This window comes from Aminobacter niigataensis (assembly GCF_946995915.1).
Lineage (GTDB): Bacteria > Pseudomonadota > Alphaproteobacteria > Rhizobiales > Rhizobiaceae > Aminobacter > Aminobacter niigataensis.
In genome coordinates, this window is record NZ_OX341517.1 from 395,217 (window position 1) to 416,967 (window position 21,751).

18 protein-coding genes and 1 pseudogene are annotated in these 21,751 nt (G+C 62.7%); 12 read left to right on the top strand and 7 right to left on the bottom strand.

Going from position 1 to position 21,751, the window contains the following annotated elements; translation table 11 throughout:
- Nucleotides 1-232: 232 nt before the first annotated feature.
- The 3 genes from O1Y97_RS01940 to O1Y97_RS01950 are packed head-to-tail and all read left to right on the top strand — an operon-like array spanning nucleotide 233 to nucleotide 3,064.
- The gene (locus O1Y97_RS01940) at nucleotides 233-1,021 is read left to right on the top strand and encodes a helix-turn-helix domain-containing protein (RefSeq protein ID WP_108605815.1); all 789 of its coding nucleotides are present in this window, start codon (nucleotides 233-235) and stop codon (nucleotides 1,019-1,021) included.
- Nucleotides 996-2,531 (top strand): GNAT family N-acetyltransferase, encoded by a 1,536-nt coding sequence (locus O1Y97_RS01945; RefSeq protein WP_108605816.1) that lies wholly within the window; start codon nucleotides 996-998, stop codon nucleotides 2,529-2,531. The genes O1Y97_RS01940 and O1Y97_RS01945 overlap by 26 nt, the downstream gene beginning before the upstream one ends.
- Nucleotides 2,528-3,064, top strand: a complete 537-nt coding sequence (locus tag O1Y97_RS01950; RefSeq protein ID WP_108605817.1) for an ATP-binding protein — start codon at nucleotides 2,528-2,530, stop codon at nucleotides 3,062-3,064. Before O1Y97_RS01945 ends, O1Y97_RS01950 begins: the two co-directional genes overlap by 4 nt.
- Nucleotides 3,065-3,331: 267 nt before the next feature.
- On the opposite strand, the gene O1Y97_RS01955 is transcribed toward O1Y97_RS01950, so the two are convergent.
- On the bottom strand, nucleotides 3,332-5,620 hold the full coding sequence (locus O1Y97_RS01955) for an NADP-dependent malic enzyme (RefSeq protein WP_183263100.1): 2,289 nt from the start codon (nucleotides 5,618-5,620) through the stop codon (nucleotides 3,332-3,334).
- 141 nt (nucleotides 5,621-5,761) lie between these two features.
- Here O1Y97_RS01955 and mutS point away from each other — a divergent pair, with 141 nt between their 5' ends.
- Nucleotides 5,762-8,488 carry a DNA mismatch repair protein MutS gene (gene mutS / locus O1Y97_RS01960; protein ID WP_404801298.1) on the top strand — a complete coding sequence of 909 codons (2,727 nt, stop codon included), beginning with the start codon at nucleotides 5,762-5,764 and terminating at the stop codon, nucleotides 8,486-8,488.
- A 10-nt stretch (nucleotides 8,489-8,498) separates the two neighbouring features.
- On the opposite strand, the gene O1Y97_RS01965 is transcribed toward mutS, so the two are convergent.
- A complete protein-coding gene (locus O1Y97_RS01965; protein ID WP_318762897.1) occupies nucleotides 8,499-12,590 on the bottom strand; it encodes a HigA family addiction module antitoxin in 4,092 nt (1,363 codons plus the stop codon).
- A 131-nt stretch (nucleotides 12,591-12,721) separates the two neighbouring features.
- On the opposite strand from O1Y97_RS01965, the gene O1Y97_RS01970 reads away from it, so the two are divergent.
- The gene (locus O1Y97_RS01970) at nucleotides 12,722-12,877 is read left to right on the top strand and encodes a hypothetical protein (RefSeq protein ID WP_318762898.1); all 156 of its coding nucleotides are present in this window, start codon (nucleotides 12,722-12,724) and stop codon (nucleotides 12,875-12,877) included.
- A 23-nt stretch (nucleotides 12,878-12,900) separates the two neighbouring features.
- Here the strand turns inward: O1Y97_RS01970 and O1Y97_RS01975 are convergent, their stop codons facing one another.
- Entirely contained in the window at nucleotides 12,901-13,389 is a 489-nt protein-coding gene (locus O1Y97_RS01975; RefSeq protein WP_318762899.1) for an SRPBCC family protein, read from the bottom strand.
- A pseudogene (locus tag O1Y97_RS01980) lies at nucleotides 13,364-13,718 on the bottom strand (ArsR/SmtB family transcription factor). Before O1Y97_RS01980 ends, O1Y97_RS01975 begins: the two are co-directional and overlap by 26 nt.
- A gap of 214 nt (nucleotides 13,719-13,932) precedes the next feature.
- Between O1Y97_RS01980 and O1Y97_RS01985 the strand changes: the two are divergent.
- From O1Y97_RS01985 to O1Y97_RS02000, 4 genes are all read left to right on the top strand, one after another.
- A complete protein-coding gene (locus tag O1Y97_RS01985) occupies nucleotides 13,933-14,088 on the top strand; it encodes a hypothetical protein (RefSeq protein ID WP_183263107.1) in 156 nt (51 codons plus the stop codon).
- 83 nt (nucleotides 14,089-14,171) lie between these two features.
- Nucleotides 14,172-15,158: a methyltransferase gene (locus O1Y97_RS01990; RefSeq protein WP_318762901.1), complete on the top strand. Its 987-nt coding sequence runs from the start codon at nucleotides 14,172-14,174 to the stop codon at nucleotides 15,156-15,158.
- 80 nt (nucleotides 15,159-15,238) lie between these two features.
- Nucleotides 15,239-15,904 (top strand): helix-turn-helix transcriptional regulator, encoded by a 666-nt coding sequence (locus O1Y97_RS01995; protein WP_318762902.1) that lies wholly within the window; start codon nucleotides 15,239-15,241, stop codon nucleotides 15,902-15,904.
- A gap of 135 nt (nucleotides 15,905-16,039) precedes the next feature.
- Nucleotides 16,040-17,164 carry an epoxide hydrolase family protein gene (locus tag O1Y97_RS02000; protein WP_318762903.1) on the top strand — a complete coding sequence of 375 codons (1,125 nt, stop codon included), beginning with the start codon at nucleotides 16,040-16,042 and terminating at the stop codon, nucleotides 17,162-17,164.
- A gap of 27 nt (nucleotides 17,165-17,191) precedes the next feature.
- On the opposite strand, the gene O1Y97_RS02005 is transcribed toward O1Y97_RS02000, so the two are convergent.
- Nucleotides 17,192-18,208, bottom strand: a complete 1,017-nt coding sequence (locus tag O1Y97_RS02005) for a helix-turn-helix domain-containing protein (RefSeq protein WP_318764277.1) — start codon at nucleotides 18,206-18,208, stop codon at nucleotides 17,192-17,194.
- A 152-nt stretch (nucleotides 18,209-18,360) separates the two neighbouring features.
- Between O1Y97_RS02005 and O1Y97_RS02010 the strand changes: the two genes are divergently transcribed.
- On the top strand, nucleotides 18,361-19,419 hold the full coding sequence (locus O1Y97_RS02010; RefSeq protein WP_318762904.1) for an alpha/beta hydrolase family protein: 1,059 nt from the start codon (nucleotides 18,361-18,363) through the stop codon (nucleotides 19,417-19,419).
- Between the two features lie 47 nt (nucleotides 19,420-19,466).
- On the opposite strand, the gene O1Y97_RS02015 is transcribed toward O1Y97_RS02010, so the two are convergent.
- A complete protein-coding gene (locus O1Y97_RS02015) occupies nucleotides 19,467-20,093 on the bottom strand; it encodes a TetR/AcrR family transcriptional regulator (protein ID WP_183263113.1) in 627 nt (208 codons plus the stop codon).
- A gap of 132 nt (nucleotides 20,094-20,225) precedes the next feature.
- Here O1Y97_RS02015 and O1Y97_RS02020 point away from each other — a divergent pair, with 132 nt between their 5' ends.
- Nucleotides 20,226-20,765, top strand: a complete 540-nt coding sequence (locus tag O1Y97_RS02020; protein ID WP_183263186.1) for a GFA family protein — start codon at nucleotides 20,226-20,228, stop codon at nucleotides 20,763-20,765.
- On the top strand, nucleotides 20,749-21,048 hold the full coding sequence (locus O1Y97_RS02025; RefSeq protein WP_183263114.1) for a DUF6958 family protein: 300 nt from the start codon (nucleotides 20,749-20,751) through the stop codon (nucleotides 21,046-21,048). Before O1Y97_RS02020 ends, O1Y97_RS02025 begins: the two co-directional genes overlap by 17 nt.
- Nucleotides 21,049-21,090: 42 nt before the next feature.
- Here the strand turns inward: O1Y97_RS02025 and O1Y97_RS02030 are convergent, their stop codons facing one another.
- The gene (locus tag O1Y97_RS02030) at nucleotides 21,091-21,690 is read right to left on the bottom strand and encodes a YdeI/OmpD-associated family protein (RefSeq protein ID WP_318762906.1); all 600 of its coding nucleotides are present in this window, start codon (nucleotides 21,688-21,690) and stop codon (nucleotides 21,091-21,093) included.
- Nucleotides 21,691-21,751 lie beyond the last annotated feature (61 nt).

Sequence of the window (21,751 nt, forward strand, 5' to 3'; positions counted from 1 at the left end):
TCGCGACCGGCGTTCCCGCGGGAGGAACTGAGGGGATTGTACGGGAGGTGGAGAGGGCGTGGAAAAACAGGGGCGGTTTCTCCACGATGATTACTGACAGATGGTGACAGGAGGCTGGCCGCTATCTTGGGTTTCAAAGGCCGCAACATAGAGCGCTGCCCTTGCAAGCCAAATTATTCCCTGCGAGGAATAGTTGTCCCGTCATCTGATTCTAACAAAGTCGACATAGCGCATGCAACCTGACCGAAAAATCGTTGAAGCAGTCCGCATTGGCGATGGAGACGCGGGCCGTGTTGTCGGGCTCTCACTGAAGGCACTAAGGCAGGCTGTGGGGCTGACGCAGCTGCAAATGGCGGAGCGCCTAAGCGTAGGCCAGGCCGCCATCTCGAAGATCGAACAGCGTGGCGACGTCCAGATTTCTTCGCTACAAAGGTATGTAGAGGCGCTCGGAGCGCGCCTGAGGATTGATGCGGCCTTTCCTTCGGATATCGGCTTCGCTGCAGAAGCACTCCAGCAGATAACCGGCGCCCGTATCGACAACGACGACCAGTACCTTCTGCCAATCTTCGGTGATGACCGCCCTCTCCGCCGAGATGTAATCCTTAGTATTAAACCTGCATACTCAGACAAAATCCTTGAAGGCGTCAAAACTGTCGAATTGCGAAGGCGGTTTCCATTGTCGGTAGGACAAGGTGCGACCGCGTACATCTATTCGACGTCGCCCGTTCGCGCTTTGGTCGGCGCAGCTGAGATTACCGATGTTGAGCGGCTTCCACTTGCTACGCTTTGGCGGCGACATGGCAAGTCGGCATCTATCCGTAAGCTGGACTTTGATGCTTACTTTGGTGGACTTTCTGAAGGTTACGCATTAAATATTTCCAACGTGCGGCGGTTTTCCCACCCACTTAATCTCATTGAGCTAAAGGAGCGATTTGGGTTTAAGGCTCCACAATCCTTTTTATACGCGAAGCCTAACCTTCAAATGGCGCTCCAAAATGAGCACACAAACATATCTAATTGATACGAACGTCATAATTTACCTAGAAGACAATCGAACCGTAGAGCCTGCTTTTTCGGCGCTCACAAACCTCGCGGCAAAACACAAGGTCGACATCTTCGTCCACGAAGCGGCTCGCGATGACATCGGACGAGATAGCAACCTAGAAAGACGCCGGATTTCGCTCAGCAAGCTGAGTAAGTTTCAAAAACTGTCTAAGGTTCGCGGGATAACTCCCACAGACCTAGAAGCCGCGTTCGGACGACTAGCCAGGCCGAACGATGTTGTAGATGCAACGCTGTTGCATGCACTACTCATCGGGGCCGCAGATTTTCTAGTCACGCAAGACAGGGGATTGCATGACCGTGCAAGGCGTCATTCGGCCGAAATCGGACGCCGGGTTCTCTATGTAGCTGACGCAGTTCAACTGCTTCGAACAACGTTCGAGCCGGTCGAAGCCCCAGTCCGCTTTGTCGAAGAGGTCCAAGCTCATTCCATCCCCTTGGCAGACACCATCTTTGATAGCCTACGTGAGGACTATGACGGCTTCGACAGCTGGTGGAGAGACAAGTGCGTAAAGCATCGGCGCCCCTGCTGGATAGTAGAAGACGATGGAATCGCCGGCCTTCTTGTCCGCAAAGACGAGACGAGTGCAGACACGGACGCAACGCAAAAACTCAACAAAATCCTTAAAATCTGTACGTTTAAAGTTCGCCCTGAAAAGCGAGGCGTCAAAATCGGCGAGCTTCTTTTAAAGAAGGCGTTCTGGTTCGCTCAGCGCAACAAGTATGATCTTATCTACATAACAACCTATGAAGGACAAACATCCCTAATAGACCTTCTTGAGTATTTTGGTTTCAAGCATACCCACACCAAGCCGGACACCGAGCGCATTTATGAAAAGCGATTTTCGTCATCGTCATCGGGCTCTAGCGAGGTTGCAAGCGCATTCGAGTGGCACCGCTTAAACTATCCACGTTTCATCTTAACACCAGATACGACTGCGTTTGGCATTCCCATCAAGGAGAGTTACCACGACGTACTTTACCCCGACCTTCGGCAACAACCTCAACTCGATCTCTTCGACCGACAAGGCCGCGGCAATGGGCCCCGCCGCCCCGGCAATACCATCCGGAAAGTCTATCTATGCCGGGCCCCTTCCAATCTCGGTAGGCCCGGTTCGCTTCTGTTCTTTTACAAAGGTAAGTCGCAATCGCCTCCATCCCAGGCCATGTCCGCTCTCGGAATTTTGGAAGATGTGAAACTCGCGTACTCGACAAGAGACTTGCTGCAAATGACAGGTGGGCGGTCAGTTTATAGCGAGCAAGACCTAGAAAATTGGCAAGCGTCCAGTAGCTCACCCGTTAAGGTAATAAACTACACTCTGGCAGCCTACATCGAACCGATCATCGATTTGAAACAGCTCAAATCTATGCAGATAATTGGAGGACATCCGCCCCAATCAATTTACCAAATTTCTTCCGAGAAGCTTGGCATATTGTTAGAGCGTATCGATCTTGGCTTCACCCCATGAAAAATCGCCGAATAGTAGCGGTTGTAGGCATTTCCGGCGTTGGGAAATCGTCGGCGCTAGCGCGCGCTCAAAAGTCTCTTACGTTCACACACTTACAAGCTAGCACGCTAATCAAAGCTGAACACGAGCTGCGGCAGCAAAAATTTGTAGACCACGACACTTTGAGGGAGGCCAACATTGACGACAACCAAACCTTGCTGATTGACGGATTTCATCGCGCGGTGCCGGACAGCGGGCTAGTTGTATTAGACGGACATGCCATCATTGATACGCCAGCTGGCCTGGTAAAGGTAGAGCCGAGGGTGTTTCGACTGATCGGTGCATCGCGGATTGTTGTGCTCACTGAAGAGCCAGAAAGGATCTGGCAACGACGGCAATCAGATTCTCAGCGGAAGCGGCCAATGCGTTCAATCGACGAACTCCGTCAACAACAGGATTATTCTCTAGTGGCCGCTCGACGTGCGGCTTTGGAACTTCGAATTCCTTTGGTAATTTCCGACAATGTACAGGGCTTAATCGCAGCTCTTCAATGATCAATGAATTACTTTTGCTGGGAGCAACTTAGCTACACCCACAACGCCGCGCTACGGAAAACCGGAGCCTCGCGATCCTTCGCACCCCCCTCTGCCCTGCCGGGCATCTCCCCCACAAGGAGGGAGATCAGCAGCTTCGGCGCCTTCGCCCATTCGGCTAGCGGCGCAAGGAAGGCGGCAGCGCTATGCCCTTCGCTACGGCTCCGGGCCTTGAGGCGCTCGAAAAGCCCATTTTGGGGCTTTTCGTTCGCTTCGCGAACCGCCCTCTCAAGTCCCCGCGTTGTACGCCGCAATCGCCGCCATGTTGACGATGTCGGAGTCCTTGGCGTTGAGCGGGACGATCTGGACCGGCTTGTTGAGGCCGACGAGAAGCGGGCCGATGACGGTGGAGCCGCCGAGTTCCTGCAGCATCTTGGTCGAGATGGCCGCCGAGTGGAACGCCGGCATGACCAGCACGTTGGCAGCACCGGAGAGGCGGCAGAAGGGGTATTGCTGCTGCATCAGGCGGTGGTTGAGGGCGACGTCGGCCGCCATTTCGCCGTCATATTCGAAATCGACGCGGCGCTTGTCGAGGATCTTGACCGCCTCCTGGACACGCTCGGAGCGCTCGCCGGCGGGGTGGCCGAAGGTCGAGTAGGCAAGCATGGCCACGCGCGGCTCGTAGCCCATGCGGCGGGCAAAGTGGGCCGCTTCCTCGGCGATGTCGGCGATCTGCTCGGCGTTGGGCATGTCGTGGACGGCGGTGTCGGCGACGATGACGGTGCGGCCGCGGGCGAGCACGATCGACACGCCGATGACGCGGTGGCCGGGCTTGGCGTCGATGACGCGGCGGACGTCCTCGAGCACGGTCGAGTAGTTGCGGGTGACGCCGGTGACGACGCCGTCGGCATCGCCGAGCGCCACCATGCAGGCGGCGAAGTGGTTGCGGTCGTTGTTGATCAGGCGCTGGCAGTCGCGCAGCAGGTAGCCCTTGCGCTGCAGGCGCTCGTAGAGGAAGTCGGCATAGATGGCGTTGCGGCGCGACAGGCGCGCATTGATGATCTCGAGGCCCGGCTTGTTGAGGTCGATGCCAGCTTGCCTCGCGTTTTCCTTGATGACGTCGTCGCGGCCGAGCAGGATGGCGGTGCCGAGCTTCTGGTTGACGTAGGAGACAGCCGCCCGCATCACCTGCTCCTCCTCGCCCTCGGCGAAGACGACGCGCTTGGGTTGGCGCCGGACGCGGTCGTAGATGCGCTGGAGCGTGGAGGCGATCGGGTCGCGGCGGGCGGAAAGCTCGTCGGCATATTTGGCGAGATCGAGGATCGGCCTGCGCGCGACGCCCGATTCCATGGCCGCCTTGGCGACGGCGACCGGGATGGCCGAGATCAGGCGCGGGTCGAACGGCACCGGGATGATGTAGTTGGGGCCGAATTTCGGCCGGTTGCCCTGATAGGCGGCGGCGACGTCGTCGGGCACGTCCTGGCGGGCGAGTTCGGCCAGGGCGTTGGCTGCGGCGACCTTCATGTTGTCGTCGATGGTGGTGGCGCGCACGTCGAGCGCGCCGCGGAAGATGTAGGGGAAGCCGAGCACGTTGTTGACCTGGTTCGGGTAGTCCGAACGGCCGGTGGCCATGATGGCGTCGGTGCGGATCTCGGCGACCTCCTCGGGCGTGATCTCCGGATCGGGATTGGCCATGGCGAAGATGATCGGGTTCTTGGCCATGGACTGGACCATGGCCGGGGTCAGCGCGCCCTTGGCGGAGAGGCCGAAGAAGACGTCGGCGCCATCCATGGCATCGGCCAGGCTGCGCCGCTCGGTCTTGGTCGCATGGGCCGACTTCCACTGGTTCATGCCTTCGGTGCGGCCCTGGTAGACCACGCCCTTGGTGTCGCACAAGATGACGTTCTCGGGCGCGAAGCCCATCGCCTTGATGAGCTCGATGCAGGCAATGCCAGCGGAGCCGGCGCCGTTGCAGACCAGGCGGGTGGTCTTCATGTCGCGGCCGGTGATTTCCAGCGCGTTGATCAGGCCGGCGGCGGCGATGATGGCGGTGCCGTGCTGGTCGTCATGGAAGACGGGGATGTCCATCAGCTCGCGCAGGCGCTGCTCGATGATGAAGCACTCGGGCGCCTTGATGTCCTCGAGGTTGATGCCGCCGAAGGACGGGCCGAGGAAACGCACGCAGTTGATGAATTCTTCGGCATCCTCGGTGTCGACCTCGAGGTCGATGGAATCTACGTCGGCGAAGCGCTTGAACAGCACCGCCTTGCCTTCCATGACGGGCTTGGAGGCAAGCGCGCCGAGATTGCCGAGGCCGAGGATCGCGGTGCCGTTGGAGATGACGGCGACCATGTTGCCGCGGGTGGTGTAGTCGAAGGCGCGGGAGGGGTCCTCGGCGATGGCCTTCACCGGAACGGCGACGCCGGGCGAATAGGCGAGGCTGAGGTCACGCTGGGTGGCCATCGGCTTGGTCGGCACGACCTCGAGCTTGCCGGGCCGGCCCATGGCGTGGAATTCGAGCGCCTCTTCGGCGCTGACGGAGGGGCCGGTATTGTCGGTTTTCTTGTTGGCGGCCATGATGAGAAGCGTCCCTGTCCCTTTGAAATATTCTTTTTGTGGAGCGTTCCGGATTAAGGCTACACATCGGCGCTGTAAACCGCCAAGCAGAGGGGTGGATTTCATTTTTTCGCAGGCCCTGGCGTGAACGACCGACCGACCATCAACGCGGAAGCTGACTTTGGGGAAGCCGGGGGGCAAACCCGGGCCGACGCCCCGGTGCATGCCGCGCCGACGCCGATGATGGAGCAGTTCATCGAGATCAAGGCGGCGAACCCGGATTCGCTGCTGTTCTACCGCATGGGCGACTTCTACGAGCTGTTCTTCGACGACGCGGAGAAGGCGTCGCGGGCGCTGGGCATCGTGCTGACCAAGCGCGGAAAACACCAGGGGCAGGACATCCCGATGTGCGGGGTGCCGATCCATGCGGCGGACGACTACCTGCAGAAGCTGATCGGCCTCGGCTACCGGGTCGCGGTGTGCGAGCAGATCGAGGACCCGGCCGAAGCCAAGAAGCGCGGCTCGAAATCGGTGGTCAAGCGCGACGTGGTGCGCCTGGTGACGCCGGGCACCATCACCGAAGACAAGCTGCTGGCGCCGCAGGAATCGAATTTCCTGATGGCGCTGGGGCGGGTCAAGGGGGCCGGCGAAGCCAGCCTGGCACTCGCCTGGATCGAGATCTCGACCGGCGTCTTCCGCGTGGCCGAAACGACGCCGGAGCGGCTCGCCGCCGACATCTTCCGCATCGACCCGCGCGAGCTGATCGTCGCCGAGCCGGCGTTCCATGACGAGGAGCTCAAGCCGGTGTTCGACCTGGTCGGCCGCATCGCCAGCCCGCAGCCGCCGAGCCTGTTCGATTCCACCTCGGCGCCGCAGCGCATCGCGCGCTTCTACGAGGTGGCGACGCCGGACAGTTTTGGCGCGTTCTCCCGCGCCGAGCTGTCGGCGATCTCGGGCGCGATCGCCTATGTCGAAAAGACCCAGAAGGCCGAGCGGCCGCCGCTGTCGCACCCCGAGCGCGAGCAGGAAGGCTCGACGCTGTTCATCGACCCGGCGACGCGGGCCAATCTCGAATTGCTGCGCACGCTTTCGGGCGGCCGCGACGGCTCGCTGTTCCGGGCGGTCGACCGCACGGTGACGGGCGGCGGTGCGCGACTGCTGGCCGACCGGCTGATGTCGCCGCTGACCGATCCGAACGCGATCACAGCGCGGCTCGACGCGGTGTCGTTCTTCATGGGCGAGACCAGGCTGACCGAGGCGCTCAGGCTCAGCCTCAAGGGCGTCGCCGACATGCCGCGGGCATTGTCGCGGCTGGCACTCAACCGCGGCGGGCCGCGCGATCTCGGCGCCCTGCGCGCGGGCTTTGCCGCAGCAACGACCATTGCCGGGCTGTTCGGCGAAGCACCGCTGCCGGAGGAGTTGCGCAAGGCGATGGCGGCGATCGCCGCGCTGCCCATCGACTTCGCCGGACATATCGATGCCGCACTCGGCGAGGAGCTGCCGCTGCTCAAGCGCGATGGCGGATTCGTCCGCGCGAGCTACCATGGCGAGCTCGACGAGATGCGGGCGCTGCGCGACCAGTCGCGCCGGGTGATCGCCAGCATGGAGCGCGACCTGATCGAGGAGACGGGCATCCGCTCGCTGAAGATCCGGCACAACAACGTGCTCGGCTACTACATCGAGGTGACGGCCAACCACCAGGCGGCGCTGAACGGCACCGACGAGGCCAAGGCGCGCTTCATCCACCGCCAGACGATGGCGAGCGCGATGCGCTTCACCACGACAGAACTCGCAGGCCTCGAGACCAAGATCGCCAACGCCGCCGACCGGGCGCTGACCATCGAGCTCGCCGCCTTCGACCAGCTGGTCGGCGAAGCGGTGAACCACGCGCAGGCGATCCGCGCCGGGGCGGACGCACTGTCGGTGCTGGACGTTTCGGCAGCCCTGGCGATGCTGGCCGCTTCCGAAGCCTGGTGCCGGCCGCAGGTCGATCTCAGCCTTGCCTTCGAGGTGACCGGCGGACGCCACCCGGTGGTCGAGCAGTCGCTCAGGCGGACGGCTTCAGCACCCTTCGTGGCCAATGACTGCGACCTGTCGCCGTCCCAAACGGGCCGCAACGGCGCGATCTGGCTGCTCACCGGCCCGAACATGGGCGGCAAGTCGACCTTCCTGCGCCAGAACGCGCTGATTGCCATCCTCGCCCAGATGGGTTCGTTCGTGCCGGCTGAGAGCGCCCATGTCGGCGTCGTGGATCGGCTGTTCTCCCGCGTCGGCGCCTCCGACGACCTGGCGCGCGGGCGCTCGACCTTCATGGTCGAGATGGTCGAGACCGCCGCAATCCTCAACCAGGCGAGCGAACGGTCGCTGGTCATCCTCGACGAGATCGGCCGTGGCACGGCCACCTTCGACGGCCTGTCGATCGCCTGGGCGGCGGTCGAATATCTGCACGAGAAGAACCGCTGCCGCGCCGTCTTCGCCACCCATTTCCACGAGCTGACCGCGCTGTCGGGCAAGCTCGAACGCCTGCACAATGTGACGATGCGGGTGAAGGAGTGGGAAGGCGAAGTGGTGTTCCTGCACGAGGTCGGCAAGGGTGCCGCCGACCGCTCCTATGGCGTGCAGGTGGCCCGCCTCGCCGGCCTGCCCGACGCGGTGGTGGCGCGCGCCAAGGAGGTGCTGCACCAGCTCGAAGAGGGCGAAACCTCAGGCAAGGCCAACCGGCTCGTCGACGACCTGCCGCTGTTTTCGGTCGCGGTGAAACGCGAGGCGGCCAAGCCCGTCGCCAATGACGCGCTGAGCAAGGCACTGGAGGGTCTGAGCCCCGACGAGATGACCCCGCGCGAAGCGCTGGACGCGCTGTACAGGCTGAAGGGGCTGGCGGGGAGCTAGGCAGCGGCAGCTAATGCCTCAATCGCCGTCGTATTCCGGCTTCGGTGTCGTGTTGTTCGGCTTCCCGCTCATACGTTTTGACCATCGACATAAGTAGCGACGACGACACAAAGGGATGCGTGAACTGCAAGGCGTCAGCCCAGTTGCGATATTTGTCCGCGAGTTCCCGCTCCTGGCCGCCACCTTCACCACGCCAATGGACGCCGCGCGAGTTGTACAGGCCAGTCCGAGCGCCATTGGTGAGGTCCTCGGACTGCAAGTCCTCCATTACATCTCGAACAACCTCGTTCGGCCATACACCATCCCTGCCTACAGGCGCGTTGGAAAGGAGCTTGCCGAGGCACAAGTCCGCGATTTCCGCTCGGTCGAGTTCAGCGCAAGACTTCCTTACAGCTGCAACCCACTCCGCGAGCTTTTCACGCTGTTCTGGTTCGGTCGCCTTATCCTGACCGGGGATACGCTCAAGTGCTTCAAGGAGGCGGTACCCACGCTTTCCCAGGTGCTCGTGCTCTTTGGTAACGCGGAACTCGGGCGGATCCTCGCCACGGTCATTGCGCTTATACGCCCACACGACCGCCTGCACGAACATCTCGGGGTGCTCCTCGATGTAGCGCTCCAGATTTGGAATGTGGTGCCCCTTTTGCCCTCGAAAAGAACGAGCCAGAATGTCGAGGTATGCGAACTCAAGTCCGGCCTTGTCGTCTGAAGAGACATCCGGGTTGCAATTGAGCAGTTGGAAGGCGCGCTGTACGTCGTAGTCGTTCACCCGGTACTCGCCGGACTTGTCGTTCCCATTCTTGGACATGGCAGTCAGCATCTGCACAAGAAGGGGTGGGCGTACTTCTTCGAGTTCGAAATGCACCGAGGCAAAGGCCGCCCTAGGCCTGCCGACGATAAGAAGGCGGCGAATACTCTCGTTGTTCTCCTCAGGTGAGTCGAACACATACTGCGGGATTACTTCGCTCCAGTAACGAGTGCACACTTCCGTCGACAATTGGTCCACTAGCTCCCAAGTCGATGCGCGGTAAGGTGAGAGGAGCAAAAGAGAGAGTGATTCCTCTTCGGTGATCTTGCCCCGCAGGCTGGCATAGATCGCCGAGCGTCGATCGCCGTCCAAAGTCCAGAGCGCCCCCGCAACGATGCCGTTGCGTCCCACGTCATTCCCTGGACGCAGGCATTGCAGAATCATGTCCTCGACCTGCTCGTCACCGAGGATGCCGGACGCCACATGCGCGCCGATCTGGCGCTGAGAACTTCCTTTTTCGGCGATTTCAAAAATACCCGGAACACCTCGTTCTCGAACAATATCCGTCAATGCTTCGACACGGAGCTTTTCGATACGTCGCTCGCGCGCCTGAAAGTCCATCTCGTTTTCTGCGAGTTCGTCCGCAGATTCCTCAACCCAGCCCTGACGAAACAGCCACTCATGCTTGTTCACTATGTCCTTGGGCTGCATCGCGGCATAGACCATCTTGGCTTTCTTGGTCAGGCTAGCCTGACCTTCCTCATCAGCCCTCCTACGGCCCCGACGAGAAAGAACAGTCACACGAATTTTCTCGCGTACCCTCGCAACATCCTCATCAGAAGCACCCACATTGTGCCATTCGCCGATGATCTTCCAGACCCGCTCCTGATCATCAGACGTGAGTGCATGCAGCCTTGAGACAAGGTCGCACAACATCTCGGCGGTGTAGGACGGCATGGTAAGAGCGATCTTCACCATTTCCTTGACGAACGCTTGGATCGGACCCCATATCTCGAACGGCTCCCCGAAGCCGTAGCCGTCAGGGCGCCATTTCGGCTTGTGACTGTAGTCGCCGACGCGGTTTCCATAATCACCGAACTGCTGGAGACAAACCTTCCAGCCGATGGCCGGGTACTTCTCCAGAAGCATCCGGATCGCCTTCAAACGCGTCTCGTGATCCACTGCCGTCTGGGGCATCCATGCACGGAATATGGAGTCCAGTGATGCGATGGGCTTGTTTGCCCAATTGTCGTTGATCTCTACCTCAGAAAGCTGAGCCAGAATCTTTACGACGCGAGGAAAGGTCGATGGGTTCCATGCAAGCCCTTCAAGTGCCCAAAGCAATCCTGTACGCGGGCACGAACCAAAGAACCCTGTGTCGACAGGTCTCAGCAAGCCTAACACCTCTGGCTTCTCTGCGCGCAGATCGCGCTCGATGATATCGAGGAACTCGCCGGGAGCGGCCTCTGCATAAAGCGGAAGGTCGCGTTCGTTCGCTTCCAACTTCCTAGTGTTAATGGGCTCAAGAAGGTCGCGCACGAGCCTCGCGGCCTCAAGTTCGCCGTCGAAACCGAGGCGCTTGCCGAATAGATTCTTGCCATGCACAGCCAGCAAAACCAAAGTCTCGGAAATGCCTTCGCGGACCGCCCCAGAGAATTCACGCCGTTTACCGTGTATGGCCGCTGCCCAACGATCTGCCTCGGGCAGATCGAGGGCCGGATCATCTTCACCCAGAACGATCCTCGCGACGTCGAGAAAACGGTTGAGGTCCGCCTTGGTCATCGTCCCCGCAATTGCGAAGAGAGAGTCGATTTTTGATATCACACCGCGATACTCGCCAATCGACCAAACCGGAGAGTCATTAAGCCGCAACAACTCAAGAATGCGCTTTTCGAGAACCTCGAACGGGGCGTCTTCCGCCAAAAGGGACAGAGCAGTCTGATCCGCTACGTTCTGGGCATCCCATGCACCGACAAGGACAAACTGAGCAAGCCCGGATGACACTTGGTGGTCGGCAGCCCAACCTGGTGTACGGATTGCCGGAATGTTCGACAGTTGACGCCGAAGGACGGTCAACGAACGGCCCGAGGCGTTTGTCAGCACTCCTATTTCATCGCGGGTTTTGCCCATCGCTTCCAGCGCTTTGGTGAACGCCTCGTAGCCGAGAGGCTCCAACACTATGCCGGGTTCCGCACTGGTGGCGTTGCGGGGGTAGACAACGATTTTTCGCAACGATGAGCTGTAGGGTCCAAATTCGCGCTCCACATCCCGTGTATGAGCGACCGCAATGAAATCGGTGGTGCCCTGGGCAAGCTTCGGCAGCACACCCGGCTGGTCAAACACCAACACCCGGTCTTTATGTTGCTCAAGCTCGGCGGTAGCTAAGACCTGACTGAGGAAAGCAAGTGCTTCTTCGACTGAGTCAGCCGCAATTACTAGAGGATCAGAGCCGCCCTTCGCCAGGAAGGATTTGACCCGGCCGCCCCATACCTCGTTCGCGGTAGTGAAGAGTGAAGGGTGAAGGACTGGAGCCGCCACATTTGCCCAATCATCCCAGCAACGCTCTAGCGTTCTGACGCCGCCAGAGGGACGGTCCGTCTGGTTCGCAAACCATGTCTGCGCTGCGAGTGATTGCTCCATCCACTGCTCGAGATCACTGACGTCGTAGGCGCGAACATCTTTCCAGATCTTCTTCGCCTTCATTGCAGCGACCCAAGCCGCTTTGCCCGGCCACCGCCGCGGAGTAACAAAGACGAACGTGATATTGCCACGGACCTTTGTCGCTCTCACGCTCTTTGCGAAATCGCCGTCCGCCTTACCGTTGATATCTGCTGTGACACCGAACTCCCAGCCGGAGCTGCCGGAAGGTATCCAAGGGGTGCCGGAATTGGCCTCGATGAAGCCATCCCAGCCGGGACGTTCGGCGTCGTCGTTGCCAGGGAAGTCCACCTTCTGAAGATCGTGGCCCGTCGAGTGAACGAGCATTCGCAACAGAACCGAGAGCTTTGTGCGCGCGAGAATTGTAGTCGTGAACCATCTCACGATCTCGTTGGCCTGCACGTTCAGAAATGGCGGTACGTAAGCGCGCGCCTTCTGAGCTGCATCCTCTGACTTTCCCGCACGCGCGTCGTATGCAGCTTGCAAGTCGAGAATGGTCTTAGCGGAAACTCCGAAGGCGCGCTCGAGGCGAGCTGCCATATCTGACGTGGCCGACACTTTTCCGTTCAAAAAGTTCGACAGACCTGGACGACTGATGCCGACTAACTTCGCCGCCTCAGTGACCGTGACCTTACGGGGATTGAGGATATTTTCACGAACATAGGAGCCCGGATGAGCAGGAAGTGATTTTTGAGCCATGCGCAGGATATATGCTAACGTAATGCGTAATGCAACACATTACACTTCGACTTCGCGGGAGAAGGGTTTCAACCCCGCCTCCCACTATTGCATCCCCCGCAACACCGGCGACACTGCCCGCGCGGGCAGAGATGCATGAGGTCGTGACACTAGAGGGGTCGCCGTTTGTCGCGCCGGTGACGCGCACCAGGTTTGCCGCCGGCGGCTCGATGCGGATGCAGCCGGATGGCTGCTGGGACGTGGTCATTTTCAGGAACGGCGATACGACCGCCGTGCTGCACACCTGACCACCGCCGCCCCCCCCAAGCACTCAGCGGTCCAGCCAGGCGGCGAGGCCGTCCAGCGTCTGTAGCCCGTATTCGACCGCGCCGAAGCCGATGACCACCTGACGCCGCTTGGCGCTGGGGTGGAGCTGGCGCATGGTCAGCACCGTCTTGCCGTCGCTCTGCTCGTCGAACGTCACCGTGACGCGGAAGCGGTCGGGGTCGTTGGGCTCGGGCGTACCATAGTCGATCACGATGCGCTCGTTGGGCACGATCTCCAGAAAGCGCATGAGGTTGGGGAAACGCTGCTGCTTGCCCTCGAACACGCCCACCATGTCGAAGCGCCAGACCCCGCCCTCGCGGATGTCGGCCTCGTGGTTTTCGATGCTCAGGCCGGCGGGGCCGTACCATTCAGCCAGCGCCTTGGGGTCCATCCAGGCGGCAAAGACCTTGTCGCGTGGGTGGTTGAGCAGCTTGACCAGCACGATCTCGCGATCGAGCGACCAGGTCTCAAACAGGTTTGCCATGTGCTTCATCCTCTTTCCGTCTTGTCCAGGTAGACTTCCAGCCGATCCAGCCGCTCGGCCCAGCGCCGGCGCTCCGCTTCCATCCAGTCCGCCGCCTCGTCGAAGCGCGCCGGCACCAGCTTGCACCAGCGGCTGCGCCCGCGTTTCTCGCTGACGATCAGCCCGCACGCCTCCAGCACCCTGAGATGCTGGGCGAAGGAGGGCAGCGCCATGTCGAAAGGTTCGGCGAGCGCGCTGACCGGCACCTCGCCCTCGGCCAGCCGCGACACCACCGCGCGGCGGGTCGGGTCGCTGAGGGCGTGAAAGGCGAGGTCGAGGGGGGTAGAATGGTAAGGCATATGCCTTAGTAATGCAGGCCGGCGATGCCTGTCAAGGAAATTAAGGCACTTGCCTTAGTATGCACTGACAGGCCGCCTACGGGCCGGCAGCTCCAGGCCAGTTCGGCAATGCGCCTGATGTCGGCCATTGACGTCATCGCTGCCGCGGCCTCAATGCTGACATCGCGCGCGCTGGCAATCCTGTTTGCCGGCGAACGAACCAGATGGAGGACGGATGCCCAAGGTCAAAGGTGAGAGCGCCCTCGACAAGGAGCGCGCCAAGACAGAAAAGCTGCTCAAAAAGGTGGGATACACCGCCTTGAAGGAGGCCGGGGTGAAATCCAGGCGACCCGACCTGCCAAACCTGAAGATCGAAAAGCGAGAGAAGTAGCGCGGCCGTACTTGCCCGCCCGGTTGCTTCCGATCTTGCGAACTGCTTCAAAGTCGGGCCTGGATCGCGGAAGGGGACGTGGCATGGTGGATTCCGAGCGGATCGACAAGCTGATCGCGGCTGTGCCCCCCGCCTTGGCACTTCGCGCCGGGCTGGAGCTTGGCATCTTCACCCGGCTCGGTGGCGGCGCGGCGACTGCACACAGCCTCGGGGCCGCGCTCGACGTCGCGCCCGACCGTCTGTCGCGGCTGCTCTACGCGCTCGCCAGCATCGGTCTGCTCGACGTCGAGGATGGCCAGTTTCGCAACGGAGCCGAAGCGTCGGCCTTCCTCGACGCGTCCAAGCCGACCTATCGCGGCGGCGATCATGCGCTGCTGCGCGAGCTCTGGGGTGCTGACCTCTTGACCGCGGATTCGCTGCGACAGAACCGGCCGGCCGCGCTGCACGACTTTTCCGAAGCGGACCTCGAGTCCGCGGCGGCCTTCAGCCGCATGCTCGCACCGGGCGGGGTGATTTTCGGCCGACAGCTGGCCCAGGCGATCGACCTTGAGGCGGTCGGTTCGGTGATCGACATCGGTGGCGGCGCAGGCACCATCCTCGTCGGCCTGCGCGAGCGGCGGCCGCAGATTGCGGCGACGCTGATGGAACTGCCGACGGTCGCAGCCGTCGCGCCGGCCATCCTGTCGGAATACGGTGCCGACGACGTCGTTGTCGAAGAAGGCGACATCACCGTCGCGCCATCGATCGGCCGGCACGATCTGGCGATCCTGAAGGCCGTCATCCAGGTGCTGCCGCCGGAGCAGGCGCGCAGTTCGATCCTGAACGCGGCGCGTTGCCTCGCACCCGGAGGCGAGATCGCAATTGCGGGGTGGGGTGTCGTCGATGACGACCGCCTTGGCCCGCCGGAGGGCGTCTTTCTGAACCTCACCTTCCTGAACCTCTACCGGCACGGCGAGGCGTACACTGAAGGCCAGTATCGCTCGTGGATGACCGAGGCCGGATTTCTTGACATCTCGCGATCACGCCTGAGCGACGGCACCACGTTGTTTCGCGGGCGCCTGCCTGGCTGATCGTGGCCTCCTACCTGAGTGCCATTGCATCCCCCTCCAACTCCGGCGACACTGCGCTTGCGGGCGGACTGGCGGCAAAGATGCATGAGGTCGTGACACTGGAGGGGTGGTCGTCGCCGCATGTCGAGGCGGTGACGCGGACCAGGTTTGCCACCGGCGGCTCGATGCGGATGCAGCCGGACGGTTGCTGGGACGTGGTCATTTTCAGGAATGCCGACACGACCACCGTCCTGCGCACCGGGCTGACCACCGCCGCCGTGACCCACGACTATGCCGCCGGCGACGAGATCCTGGCGATTGCCTTCAAGCCGAGCAGCTTCATGCCGCTGATGCCGGGCGAATTGATGCGCGACCAGGGGGTGGTGCTGCCTTTGATCGGCAAAGACCGCTTCCGGCTCGGGGCCGACGTGCTGGAGATCCCGACATTCGACACGGTCGACGGCTTCGTGCGCAAGCTGGTGCGCAACTGTATCGTCGAGGACAACCGGGTGGTCGCGTCGATCGTCTCGGGGCATCCCATGGCGATATCGGAGCGTACGCTGCAGCGGCATTTTTTGAAGACGACCGGCGTCACCTACAAGACCTTCACCCAGATCGAGCGCGCCCAGAAGGCGGTGGCGCTGCTGCAGCAGGGGCGGCCGGCGGCTGACGTCGCCTTTGCGCTCGGTTATGCCGACCAGCCGCACATGATCCGCTCGGTCAAGGCGATCATGGGCGTCACTCCCGGGCAGGCCGCGCGGGGCTGAAACTGTCGGAAATCTTCAATCCCCGAGGCCCTGCCGCCGGGTAGAAAGCATGCACTTTCAACCCCGTGCACGCCCCCTGAAATCGGAACGATGTTCGAACGGGACCGCGCACGAAACCAAGATGGACACGCGGCAATGCCTGACATCATCCCCTTCAAGATCGCCATCCCTGAGTCCGAGCTGACTGAACTCAAGGCGCGGCTCGCCAACACGCGGCTCGCCAACGAGATACCAGGCGCGGGCTGGAGCTACGGCATGGCGTCCGGTTTCGTCACCCGCGCGATCGAGCGGCTCAGGAACGGCTTCGACTGGCGCGCCGAGGAGGCAACGATCAACAGCCATCCGCAGTTCGTCACCGAGATCGACGGCCAGACCATCCATTTCCTGCATGTGAAGTCGCCAGTCGCCGATGCCGTGCCGCTGCTCCTGCTGCATGGCTGGCCGAGCTCGTTCGTCGAGTTCCTCGGCGCGATCGGGCCGCTGACTGCGGCCGGCTTCGATCTCGTCATCCCGTCGCTGCCCGGCTTCGGCTTCTCCGGCCCGACGCGCGAGGCCGGCTGGAACGACGGCCGCATCGCCAACTCCATGCTCGAGCTGATGTCCCGCCTCGGCTACCGGCGCTTCGGCGTGCAGGGCGGCGATGCGGGTGCGATCATTGCGCCTGCCATCGGCCGCGCAGCACCTGACCGCGTCATCGGCGTCCATGTCAATGCGGCGACGATGGGCTTCATTCCACTCGGCCCGATCGAGCCGAGCGAAATCGCCTCGTTCAGCGATGCCGAGAAGAGCCGCTTGCAGCGCCTGCAGCAGTTCATGGCTGAGCGCTTCGGCTTCAACGCGTTGCAGTCGAGCCGGCCGCAAACGCTCGCCTATGGCATCACGGACTCGCCGGCCGGCCTCATCTCATGGCTGGGCGACATGTTTGCCGGCTTCGGGGACAGCCCCGACGCGGTCGAGCAGGACACCTTCCTGACCAATGTGCTGGTCTACTGGTTCACCGGCACCGCGGCCTCGTCGATCCGGCTTTACTATGAAAACGCGCATGATCCCGAAGCGTGGTCGCCGAAGCCGAATTCGGGCGTGCCGACCGGCGTTGCCGTGTTCGCGCGCGACGAGGTCGCCATCCGCCGCTACGGCGAGGAAGGCAACACCATCGTGCGCTGGACCGAGCTTGCCAGCGGCGGCCATTTCGCGGCGATGGAAGTGCCGGAGGTCTGGGCGGGCGAGGTCGCGGCGTTCTTTGCCGGGCTGCGGGGCTGAGAAAGATGCGCTGGAGATCGTCCGGCCTCAGGCTGCAGCCTGGGGCCGGTTCCGTTCGCGCCAGGAGGCCGGGCTGAGCGTGGTGACGCGCCGGAACTCGCGGTTGAAGTTGGACTTGGTCTGGAAGCCGGCGTCGAGCATGGCCGCAGTGACGGACATGTCGGTGTCGCGGAGCAGGCGGCAGGCCTCAGAGATCCTGATGTCGTTGATGTATTGCGAGACGTTCTTGCCGGCGAGACGGTTGACGGCGCCCGAGATCTGCCGCGCCGGCGCGCCCGCGCGCCGGGCCAGCCGCGACAGAGTGAGGTTGTCGTCGCGATAGAGCTTCTGGCCGACGAGCAGGCGCTGGACCTGGTCGAGGATTTCGCGGTCCTGCTCGGAGGGCGACGGCTCGGGCGGGCTGGGCTGGGTCGGCGCCGAGGGATGGGCGCGCGAGGCGACGAAGGCGGTCAGGCCGATGAAGAACAGGCCGAGAATGTTGGCGTTGCTGGCGATGATCTCGGCGTTCGCCCCCATCGACCATTCGAAGGCGAGCAGCACGCCGAGGTCGAACAGGGCCGACAGGCAGAGCGCTGCGGCGGCGATGACCAGCGCGCGGTGGGCGGCGACCGCGCTGTCGAGGCGTGCCTCGACCAGGGCGTCGGGACCGCTGCGTCCCAGGTTCAGCACGGCGAGCGCATAGCCGACGAAGATCACGATCAGCGCGACGTCGATGAGGGCTGGCACGAACAGCACCAGGGCGGTCATGACCAGCGGCGGCGAGGCGTGGAACCAGCGCATAGGGCCGCTCCGGACATCGTCGCGCTGGAGCAAGGTGCGGAAACTGAAGAGCACCAACGGCGGCAGGCTGGCTGCCAGGATCGGCAGGACATAACGCGCCGCCTCGACATGGTAGCCCCAGCGCAGGCCGACGACGACCGACTGCAGGGCGCAGAGGGCGACGAGGACGAGGAATGCCGTGTTGCCGCCGGTGGTTTCCCGGGCGCGCAGCGCCGCGACGAGCAGGATGACCAGCAAAAGCGCGGCGACGAAGGACAGGGGCACGAAGATCAAGGCGAATCCCACCAGAGGAGAAGACGACCGATCATGGCCTGCATCGCGATCGAGCACGACCTGAATCGCGATCGAGGACGATCAGGATGCCCGATTTCGCCATTGCTGGCTCGTCTTCTTTCGCAACAAGAGCGAGGTTCGTCATGCTCCAGCTACTCACCACAATTCCGGCCCTCATCGGCTTCGTTTCCGCCTGCCTTGCCTCTGAGGCCGGCGTGCGCGAGGTGACCCTGGTCCAGCCCGGCCGCGACCTTGCCGTTACCGTCTGGTATCCGGCCGGCGCCGGCGGCACGCCGACGACCCTGGGCGACAACAGGGTTTTCATGGGCGCGCCGGCCGCGCTCGACGCGCCGCCGGTGCCGGGGCGCCATCCGCTGGTGCTGCTGTCGCACGGCTCGGGCAGCCGCGTGCAGGCCATGGGCTGGCTCGCCACCGAGCTGGCCAAGGCGGGCTTCGTCGTTGCCGGTCCCAACCATCCGGGCACGACCAGCGGTTTCTCGACGCCGGCCGACACCCCGAAGCTGTGGCAGCGCACGGGCGACCTTTCGGCCGTCATCGACGCGATGACCAGGGACCCAGCCTGGAACAGCGTCATCGACGCCGACAGGATCGGCGTGGTCGGCTTTTCGCTCGGCGGCGCCGCGGCGATGGAGCTTGCCGGCGCACGCGCCGATCTCGAGGCCTATGCCAGCTATTGCGACGGCTACAAGAAATGGGACTGCGCCTGGTTTGCCGGCGGCGTCGGCTACGTCGACGAAGCGCGGGTGACGGTCGACAGGCTCGACCTGCGCAGCATCGACCGGACGCGCTTCGAGCAGTCGAACCTCGACCACCGCATCAAGACGGCTGTGCTGGCCGATCCCGGGCTGGCGCAGGCCTATGACGCGCAGAGCCTGACGGAGATCGCGATCCCGATGCACTTCATCAATCTCGGCAATGCAGAGACCATTCCCCTGGCTGTCATCTCCGACCGGCTGGCGAAGCTGACGCCGAGGGGCAGCTATGCGACGGTGGCCGGCGCCACGCATTTCAGCTTCCTGCCGGAATGCAAGGAAGGTGCCGCCGATCTGCTGAAGTCGGTGGGCGAGATCGATCCGATCTGTTCCGACGAGGCCACAAGGCCACGCGGCGAACTGCATGCCGAGATGATCGCGCTGGTGAAGGACAGGTTGGTGCGCGACCTGATGGCTCCCGGGCAATGAGCCCTGCCCGGTGCCGGCCATAGGCCGGTGCCATGCGGCGTGCGCACCTAGCGCGGCCCGTACGCCGCGAGGAAGATGCGGACGGCTTCCTTTGCATGACTGCGGCAGGCCTCGGGCGACAGGATGGCGCCGTCGCCCAACAGCATGGCATCGTTGACCGGACCGCCCATGATGAGCCAGTTGAAGAAGCCGGCCGCGGCCGGGGGGTCGTCGGCCTGCATCTGGCCGAGCCGGCGATAGCCCTCGAATGCACGCGACAGGCGGTCGATCGAGCGCTGGGGCCCAAGCGCGTGCAGCGCCTTGCCGAGTTCGGGAAAGCGCCCGGCTTCGCCGATGACCAGGCGCCGCAGCTGCATCAGCTTGGGCGTCATGACGATGGTCAGCTGGAGTTCAGCGTATTCGAGCAGGTATTCGGCGATGGGACGGTCGTCCAGCGGCTCGGCGACCTGCTTTTGGTGCTCGTCGCCGGCAAGGCCGGTCATGCCCCTGACCACATCGAGGAACAGCGCTTCCTTGCTCTGGAAATGGGCATAGACCGTCTGCTTGGAGACGTCGGCCGTCGCCGCGATCTCGTCCATGCTGGTGCCGAGGAAGCCGTTCTTCAGGAACAGCACGGCTGCCGCCGAGACGATGGCGTCGCGCGTTCGTTGCTGGCGACTTTTCGCACCGCTCATGGATAGCCCTTCCCTGATGTTGGCAGTCCCGACAGCAGGATAGGCCGATCCGATTGACAAATCAAACTAGACGGTACAGTCTAATTTGAGATCGAAGGACGAGGTGATGACATGGCTGGTGTCGGGAAGGAGATGCGACGAGTCGCCTGCAGATGCGGACAGGTGGCGTTCGAAGCGAGCGGCGACCCGATCGTCGGCGCGGCCTGCCATTGCTCGAGCTGCCAGAAGGCAGGCGGGATCTTCGAGGCTCTCCCGGGGGGCGAGCCGGTGCTGGAGAGCGACGGCGGCACGAATTTCGCGCTCTACCGCAAGGACCGGATGCGCTGCGTGCACGGTGCGGAGCTGCTGCGCGAACATCGGCTGAGCCAGACGGCACCGACTCGGCGCGTGGTGGCCAAATGCTGCAATTCGCCGATGTTTCTCGAGTTCAAGGGCGGGCACTGGCTGTCCGTCTACAGAAAGCGGTTTCGCCCCGAAGACCAGCCGCCTGTAGAAATGCGCACGATGACCGCCGACCGCAGGGCCGGAGTCGAGTTTACGGACAGCCTGCCGAGCTATGCCAAGCATTCCGGCCGCTTCATGTGGCGGCTGCTATCGGCCTGGGTGGCGATGGGCTTCCGCAGCCCCAATATCGACTACGTGAAAGGCGAGCTCGATGTCCAAGGCAGCTGAGAAGATCGAAATCAGGAACGTGATCTCGCCTGATCATGTCGTGCGCGTCGACAAGGCCAAATACACGGCGATGCGCGATGCGCTGCTTTCCGTGCTGCCGGCCGAGGCGCCGGGCCTGACGGTGGCCGAGGCCAAGGCGGGCGTGCTGCCGCTGCTGCCGGAGGCGCTGTTCCCCGGTGGCGACAAGGCCGGCTGGTGGCTGAAGGCGGCCCAGCTGGACCTCGAGGCGCGGGGCGTGGTCAGCCGCGAGGCGACCAAGCCGCTACGGCTGTATCGGGCATAAACCCAGAGCCGCCGACAGCCAAGGCCCACGTGCCGGACAGCCCTACTTCATCCGTTGCGGGTAGATCGTCTCGCCGCGCTTGAGCATCTCGACGAAGGCCTCGATCTTCTTCCTGCGGCCGGCCTCGGTCTTCATGTTGTGAGTGCGGAAAGCGAGCGCGAAGCGGTTTTGCTCGCTGAGCTTGCCGAGCATTGCCCTTGCCAGCGGCTCGGAGTCGATGGCGGCCTGGAGATCGTCGGGGATCTTCATGTCCTTGCCGGACTTGTAGGCGCGGTCCCAGCGCCCGTCGGCCTTTGCCGCGTCGACAGGCCTGAGGCCATGCTCAGTCATCCTGCCCTCTGAAATCAGGCGGGCGACATTGTCGACGTTGATCTGGCTCCAGGTGCCTTTCCTGCCGCGCGGCGAATAACGCTGCAGGAAGCTCGTGTCGTCGAGGCCCTTGCGCACGCCGTCGATCCAGCCCCAGCACAGCACGACGTCTATGGCCTCCTTGGGAGTGATGGAGGGCAAACCGGAACTCACCTTGTGGACCCTGATCCAGACTTCGTCCTGCTTGTCGTGGTGCCCGGCGAGCCAGCTGTAGAAGCTCGCGGCATCCTTGAACTCGCGGATATTGTCCGGGTCGACGATGACGGGCGCCATCAGAGTGGCTGCGCCCTGGTCAGCGCCGCGACGGGGCAGGTTTGCAACGGGCAAAGGAAAG

Coding starts and splice junctions, on each gene's coding strand:
- O1Y97_RS01985 (WP_183263107.1), top strand. CDS start 13,933: ATGCCCAAGGTCAAAGGTGAGAGCGCCCTCGACAAGGAGCGCGCCAAG.
- O1Y97_RS02000 (WP_318762903.1), top strand. CDS start 16,040: ATGCCTGACATCATCCCCTTCAAGATCGCCATCCCTGAGTCCGAGCTG.
- O1Y97_RS01990 (WP_318762901.1), top strand. CDS start 14,172: ATGGTGGATTCCGAGCGGATCGACAAGCTGATCGCGGCTGTGCCCCCC.
- O1Y97_RS01945 (WP_108605816.1), top strand. CDS start 996: ATGAGCACACAAACATATCTAATTGATACGAACGTCATAATTTACCTA.
- O1Y97_RS02025 (WP_183263114.1), top strand. CDS start 20,749: ATGTCCAAGGCAGCTGAGAAGATCGAAATCAGGAACGTGATCTCGCCT.
- O1Y97_RS02020 (WP_183263186.1), top strand. CDS start 20,226: ATGCGACGAGTCGCCTGCAGATGCGGACAGGTGGCGTTCGAAGCGAGC.
- O1Y97_RS01955 (WP_183263100.1), bottom strand. CDS start 5,620: ATGGCCGCCAACAAGAAAACCGACAATACCGGCCCCTCCGTCAGCGCC.
- O1Y97_RS02015 (WP_183263113.1), bottom strand. CDS start 20,093: ATGAGCGGTGCGAAAAGTCGCCAGCAACGAACGCGCGACGCCATCGTC.
- O1Y97_RS01950 (WP_108605817.1), top strand. CDS start 2,528: ATGAAAAATCGCCGAATAGTAGCGGTTGTAGGCATTTCCGGCGTTGGG.
- O1Y97_RS01975 (WP_318762899.1), bottom strand. CDS start 13,389: ATGAAGCACATGGCAAACCTGTTTGAGACCTGGTCGCTCGATCGCGAG.
- O1Y97_RS02030 (WP_318762906.1), bottom strand. CDS start 21,690: ATGGCGCCCGTCATCGTCGACCCGGACAATATCCGCGAGTTCAAGGAT.
- O1Y97_RS02010 (WP_318762904.1), top strand. CDS start 18,361: ATGCTCCAGCTACTCACCACAATTCCGGCCCTCATCGGCTTCGTTTCC.
- O1Y97_RS01970 (WP_318762898.1), top strand. CDS start 12,722: ATGCATGAGGTCGTGACACTAGAGGGGTCGCCGTTTGTCGCGCCGGTG.
- O1Y97_RS01965 (WP_318762897.1), bottom strand. CDS start 12,590: ATGGCTCAAAAATCACTTCCTGCTCATCCGGGCTCCTATGTTCGTGAA.
- O1Y97_RS01940 (WP_108605815.1), top strand. CDS start 233: ATGCAACCTGACCGAAAAATCGTTGAAGCAGTCCGCATTGGCGATGGA.
- O1Y97_RS01995 (WP_318762902.1), top strand. CDS start 15,239: ATGCATGAGGTCGTGACACTGGAGGGGTGGTCGTCGCCGCATGTCGAG.